Raw genomic sequence first — 320 nt, forward strand, 5'->3', positions numbered from 1 at the left:
ATCTGACGCGGCTGATCGACCCGGCGGGGCGCGCGGCAACGCTCGAGGAAGCACGGCGCGAGAACCGGCCGGTCTGGTATCACGGCACCTGGCACGACACGCCGGTCTACGCCCGCGAAAAACTGCCGCTCGACGCCGTCATCGAAGGGCCGGCGATCCTCGAACAGATGGACGCCACGACGGTGCTGGAGCCCGGCGACCGCGCACGTTCGGATGCCGACGGCAACATCATCATCGACATCGGCGAGGCTTGATATGGCAAAGCTCGACACCATCACGCTTTCGGTCCTGCAGGCCGCGTTGCAGCAGGTCTGCGACGA

General features: G+C 66.6%; 1 pseudogene. It reads left to right on the plus strand.

Going from position 1 to position 320, the window contains the following annotated elements:
• A pseudogene (locus EN807_RS33890) lies at nucleotides 1–254 on the plus strand (hydantoinase/oxoprolinase family protein); the annotation flags it as partial.
• Nucleotides 255–320: the final 66 nt, after the last annotated feature.

The organism is Mesorhizobium sp. M5C.F.Ca.ET.164.01.1.1 (assembly GCF_004792125.1).
GTDB lineage: Bacteria > Pseudomonadota > Alphaproteobacteria > Rhizobiales > Rhizobiaceae > Mesorhizobium > Mesorhizobium wenxiniae.